The sequence below is a fragment of the Leyella stercorea DSM 18206 genome (genome assembly GCF_000235885.1).
Classification (GTDB): domain Bacteria; phylum Bacteroidota; class Bacteroidia; order Bacteroidales; family Bacteroidaceae; genus Prevotella; species Prevotella stercorea.
The window spans coordinates 1-4,785 of the sequence record NZ_JH379374.1; the positions used below are offsets into that span (position 1 = coordinate 1).

9 protein-coding genes are annotated in these 4,785 nt (G+C 46.5%); all 9 read right to left on the reverse strand.

Going from position 1 to position 4,785, the window contains the following annotated elements:
- A partial coding sequence (locus HMPREF0673_RS01795; RefSeq protein ID WP_007897351.1) for a DUF4138 domain-containing protein occupies positions 1 to 390 on the reverse strand: 390 nt, incomplete at its 3' end.
- 12 nt (positions 391 to 402) lie between these two features.
- Complete coding sequence (locus tag HMPREF0673_RS01800; RefSeq protein WP_004322068.1) at positions 403 to 1,002, reverse strand: hypothetical protein; 600 nt, start codon at positions 1,000 to 1,002, stop codon at positions 403 to 405.
- Positions 1,003 to 1,051: 49 nt separating this feature from the next.
- Positions 1,052 to 1,387, reverse strand: coding sequence for a hypothetical protein (locus HMPREF0673_RS01805; RefSeq protein WP_004322067.1), 336 nt, complete (start codon positions 1,385 to 1,387; stop codon positions 1,052 to 1,054).
- 12 nt (positions 1,388 to 1,399) lie between these two features.
- Positions 1,400 to 2,545: a conjugative transposon protein TraM gene (gene traM, locus HMPREF0673_RS01810; RefSeq protein ID WP_004310172.1), complete on the reverse strand. Its 1,146-nt coding sequence runs from the start codon at positions 2,543 to 2,545 to the stop codon at positions 1,400 to 1,402.
- 10 nt (positions 2,546 to 2,555) lie between these two features.
- Positions 2,556 to 3,038, reverse strand: coding sequence for a DNA N-6-adenine-methyltransferase (locus HMPREF0673_RS01815; RefSeq protein WP_004310173.1), 483 nt, complete (start codon positions 3,036 to 3,038; stop codon positions 2,556 to 2,558).
- 14 nt (positions 3,039 to 3,052) lie between these two features.
- Positions 3,053 to 3,424 (reverse strand): hypothetical protein, encoded by a 372-nt coding sequence (locus HMPREF0673_RS01820; RefSeq protein WP_004310174.1) that lies wholly within the window; start codon positions 3,422 to 3,424, stop codon positions 3,053 to 3,055.
- 12 nt (positions 3,425 to 3,436) lie between these two features.
- On the reverse strand, positions 3,437 to 4,051 hold the full coding sequence (gene traK / locus HMPREF0673_RS01825) for a conjugative transposon protein TraK (RefSeq protein WP_004310175.1): 615 nt from the start codon (positions 4,049 to 4,051) through the stop codon (positions 3,437 to 3,439).
- A 6-nt stretch (positions 4,052 to 4,057) separates the two neighbouring features.
- Positions 4,058 to 4,447, reverse strand: coding sequence for a hypothetical protein (locus HMPREF0673_RS01830; RefSeq protein ID WP_004310176.1), 390 nt, complete (start codon positions 4,445 to 4,447; stop codon positions 4,058 to 4,060).
- Positions 4,448 to 4,476: 29 nt separating this feature from the next.
- On the reverse strand, positions 4,477 to 4,785 hold a 309-nt coding region (locus tag HMPREF0673_RS01835), incomplete at its 5' end, for a hypothetical protein (protein ID WP_007897357.1).

Here is a 4,785-nt window from a genome sequence, read left to right on the forward strand (position 1 = left end):
GGACATTGAGACTGCCGGATTGTTGTACGCATTACGCTCTTGCAGCAATATCTCCTTATCCGTTACTGCCTCTTTCATCCTTGTGGTATAAATCAGTGCGTATTGTGTGCGGTATCGTTCCGTCACAATGGTGACGATGGCGAGTATTTCACCATCCTCGTGTCCGCTTTCCTTGGGCTTTAGGCGAATGATGTTGTCAATGGGCTGATCGCCCGCCACCTTGTCAGTGGAAATATCCACGAAACGCACCGGTTCCGATGCCGTGATGACAGTTGTTATCTGTTCGTTCACCGTCAGTTGTTCCATTTCTTCGTAGGTAGTTTGTGCGTTAGCTTTCGGTAAAATGGAAATACCTGATAGAAGCATAATGCCAAATAAATTCCTTTTCATTGAAATACAGAGTTATAATTGAAAATTCATGATTGCTTTATTCTCTTGCGGATTGATATTTGCCTTATCTGGGATGTCATCCTGCATACAACTTGGAGATTTGTCCGTAACATCTATCTGTTCGAATATGATTTGTTTCGGAAGTATTTTATGGCAGAAATAGCTGCTGTTGAACGGTACGTTTTTCCCTTTTCCGAACTGAATACGTTTATCGAACATGAGTAATTCCAGATCAGTATTCTGGAAAAGTCGGCAGGGTGCTACGTTGTTCAGCCAATAGTTGGACATCAGCAAGGCGAATGGTTTTCCGAGTTTCAGACAGCGTTCAAAGACTTCCACCTTCCGGCTGAAAGGAGGATTGGATACGAGTATATCCCATTGGGACGGTTCATAGTTGAAAAAATCCTGTCCGTTATAGATATGGGAATACACGACATGGAAACCGGCATCCTTGAATTTCTGCACAAACTCACTGTGCTTCGTATCGAAAGGACACCAGACTATCTTGCCTTCAGGTATATATTTGATAATGGGTAATACACCATATCCCGGTGTATATTTTTCATCTGTCGGATTCCCGTATAATTTTTTTAAGTAGTTTGAAGATTTCATAGGCACATGATTAAAAATATTTATATTGATTTCTTTTCCCTATTTCGCTTCATTTCTTTATCTGCCTGGCACGCGCCCAAGTACAACGTCCCGTCCGGGTCATTTGGATTTCACATTGCCAAAGAGTGCCCTTCTCCACTGTTTTGAAATTAACATTCCCGTATCTTGGTCCGTAAAAACCGGTATGTTTTTGAAAAGCGAATAAGGCAATCCTCCGTCTGTCTTCTGTTCGGAAGTTGCATATTAGGGCAAACTGCCCTCTGTGATGCCACCATTCGGTACTCACAAGTTTTCCGATAAATGTTTCGGCTTTATTTGGGGCTATATAGTCCGCATAATAAAGCCCATCCGTACCTTTGTGATATTCTGATAAATCTGTTTCCATGTCATCATCGTTTTAATTCCTTTTTTCCTGTCCGTTCACTAAATACACGAAAGTTCCGTATTTCAACTTGACTTTGTTTTTCTTGATAGCTTTGCTAATGGCATTGCTTGTTTTCTGGTAGGCATTGTTCACCGCCTGCATCCCCCATTGTGCAAGGCTGTTTCCTGTTGTACTTCCCATACTCATGTTCATATTGCCCGACATTGCCCCGCTTGCTACATCCTTGCTCGTTTCCCGGAATTGGCTGTTGGGCACATACAGCCCCTCCATGCCATCTGTATCATAGAGTGAGAGACTCACTTTCACCAATTCGTCATTCACGAGGATGCTGCTGATATTACCTTTCACGCGCCCGGATGAGAATCCGCTTACCGTAGCGTACAGGTATGTTCCCCTTGCTATCACACACTCGCCAATCTCCACATCGTCAAGCAGGCGCAACCTCACGCGCGAGCCGTCCACCGCTTTGATGTTCTCGTCAATGATGGCTTGGATGAGTTTCGGTTCACGGACATTCTTCGACAGTGTGTTAAAGTAGTCCGAGGTTGTCTTCACCTTGCGTACCACCTCGCTTGGCGGTTCGTCCGCTGATGGCGTTTTCACAGCCCGGCTCTCTTCGTTGATGGTTCCGGAGGCTGCTGCTCCTTGTGGTGGAGCAATGTTGGCCGTGTCCGTTTCTGCCGGGGGTACAGTCGCGTTTTGCCCTCTCAGTCTCGCCTCTGCGAGTGCTTTCTCCAGTTCGGCAAGTGCTTCCTGTTCTCGTGTCTTGGCAGAGGCAATTTCCGCTGCCGCAGCTTTTTCCTGTTGTTCTTCCGTGAGCAGGTCGATGTCGTCCTGCGTGTATTTCGATTCATACTCTTCCTTGTTTTTATCGGGTTCTTCCCGGTCTATGTTATCTACAGCGGAGTAGTCTTGTATCTTACCCCATGATTTCGCCATATTCTCGTATTTGCTGCCTATGCCATCGTCCTTGATCTGTGCCCCCGGCAATTCGGGGTTCAGGAACTCCGTCGTCTGCAACGCCTTGTCTTGTATTTCTATCGTTTCTGTCTGAAACAGGTCGAAGATGAAATAAGACGTGCCGAGCAGGGGGAAATAAAGGATGGCGGGAAGCATATATTTCGGCTGGCGAAAATTGATTTTCTCCAATATCTTCATTATACATCTTTTAATTGAGTTGTACATATTTGCCTTCAATGGCACAATTTCTCAGTATCTCTGCGTTGTCTTCTCCGAAAGCTAATAGGATGCTACCGCGACTGGGAGAGTCACCTCGTGCTCCGCCTGGTCGGTAGAATCGGATGCGGTGGCGTAGGAATTTCATTCCCGTCGCTTTTGGAAAGATGACGTCCTGAAACATTTTGGAATCGCAACGGTTGAATAATAATGCAATGCCGTTGCCATGTTCTGCCAATTTCCGGACGAATAGCTCGATAAGAGGACGCGAATAGGGAGGATTGAGCCACACACGCCCTTCCCATATCTGGGACAACCCATCTATGTTCTGGTCATACATGACCTCGGCAGTCGGCCACAACGGATGGATGGGAGCGCAAGGGTCAAGGTCGAATTTGCCCAATGCGTCCAGTATCTCCTTTGGCGTGTACCATTCGTCTGACGAACGGACTGATTTTTCAAGCCGTGTATTCATAAGTACTCTTTTTACTATGGTTTGTCCCCTCTGTTTTTATGTTCCCTTATTTCGACTTCCTGCAACAGCTTGTGCCGTTCCCGAAGCACTGAATCCTGCTTTTCCGTCGCCGTGCGACTTACCGGACTGTGTCTGTACACAGTTACCAAGCGGTAGGCGTTCCATACGAAAGCTCCGATGACGAATGTAAAGACGATGACCAGAAACAGCGTCCGGTGTGCGTTGGCAAAGCCCTGCACCTTGGCCGCCGCTTGGTCGATGCGTGTCGCCTTGGCGAATTTATGCCCGGCCTGCACCTCTCGCTCGTAGCGTTCCTTGTACTGCGGGTCATCTTTGTCCGGCATCTTCTCGCCGAACAACATCCGTTTGAATCCTTTGATATTCATATCTTTGGTGATTTAATAGTTACTCTTTGTTTTTTGCTCGATATCTTTGTTCAGCAATGTGCGCCAGTTTACTATGAGCAGTCCATGCGGATTATTGTCCGTTCTCGGCACACGTTTAAGTTGCCCTGCCGTAACCAGTTCGCGCATCAGGATATTACTCCGGCGCTCGATTCGCTGCCGACCATAGTAGGTGAACTCCATATTCTTTTTGTCAAAGGAGATACTGTCACAGAATATCGAGAACACCGCGCTCGTACCCAATATATTGGAGTAAAATCCCTTTTCCTTGAGGGTATTGTACTGTGCCAGTCCCGTCTCATCGACCAGGTACATCGCTTTTTCCATCGTATAGCGGATGTATTTGTCGTCCGGTGCGAGAGTAAAAAAGTAATGGTGGAACATTTCTACGTGGCTCTTGGCCTCCACGTCCAGTGTTTCGTCCATCGTCGTGCGGGTTACGAGTATAGGTACATTTCCGTCCAGCACATACACCTTTTTCTGCGCGTCCGTCACCATTGTCCGGGCAGTCCAGATACTTGATACGCTGATGATGATACACCCTGCAAGAAAAGCAGTGCAGATGATGCCCACCAGTCGGATTTTATTCTCCAAATGTTTGATGACCATATACCTTTATTTTTTCTTGTTAGACAATCGTGTGTATTCGTCATGTAACATTGTCATGACTGTATCATGCAACTCCGTCAGAAATTTTTCGAACTTCCCGTCAAAAAGCTGTGTGTAATCTTCCCGCATGATTACATGCACGAATATCCACCAGACACGGCGGTTTCGATTCTTGGCATTTTTCTGCAATTTGACCAGTTGCAGACGATAGGTAAGGTAAGTCATCATAGGGACAATATATCGGTTGTCCCATGTAATGGCTTCGTCCAGTTCTTCATATTCCGGATCAATTCGGTGGTTAGGTGCATAAACGAGTTCTTCGCTTATGCGTTCATTTGCATAGTGCACGAAACGCTCGTTCCTGCACCATTTCTCAATTTTCTGTTGTACATTCATCTTTTGGATATTTAATATTAGGTTTATCATTATCTCATCATCGAGCCGATACCGCCCGTAGCCGTCATTTTGGCCTGCTGCGCCACACCTTCTCCAAAGTTCCGTGTAGAGAAGGCCGTGTCGCCTTCAGGTATCATCCATGCTGCCAAGTCCGGCACGAGGTTTAGGCATTTCAGTGCCACGATACTTGCCGCCATCAAGTAGCCGGCGGAGAAGAAGCTGTTTTGCAAGTAGGCCGCCATTGTCTGTTCGCTTGCTGTGATTGCCGTCAGGTTTTCTACCTGTATGCACAGTACAATGTCGAATAACAGTAGCACATAGAAGCCGACGAAGTAGAG

Bases quoted from the DNA above. Each gene is read 5' to 3' on its own strand.
- HMPREF0673_RS01800 (WP_004322068.1), bottom strand. From the start codon at position 1,002: ATGAAATCTTCAAACTACTTAAAAAAATTATACGGGAATCCGACAGAT.
- HMPREF0673_RS01805 (WP_004322067.1), bottom strand. From the start codon at position 1,387: ATGGAAACAGATTTATCAGAATATCACAAAGGTACGGATGGGCTTTAT.
- traM (WP_004310172.1), bottom strand. From the start codon at position 2,545: ATGAAGATATTGGAGAAAATCAATTTTCGCCAGCCGAAATATATGCTT.
- HMPREF0673_RS01815 (WP_004310173.1), bottom strand. From the start codon at position 3,038: ATGAATACACGGCTTGAAAAATCAGTCCGTTCGTCAGACGAATGGTAC.
- HMPREF0673_RS01820 (WP_004310174.1), bottom strand. From the start codon at position 3,424: ATGAATATCAAAGGATTCAAACGGATGTTGTTCGGCGAGAAGATGCCG.
- traK (WP_004310175.1), bottom strand. From the start codon at position 4,051: ATGGTCATCAAACATTTGGAGAATAAAATCCGACTGGTGGGCATCATC.
- HMPREF0673_RS01830 (WP_004310176.1), bottom strand. From the start codon at position 4,447: ATGAATGTACAACAGAAAATTGAGAAATGGTGCAGGAACGAGCGTTTC.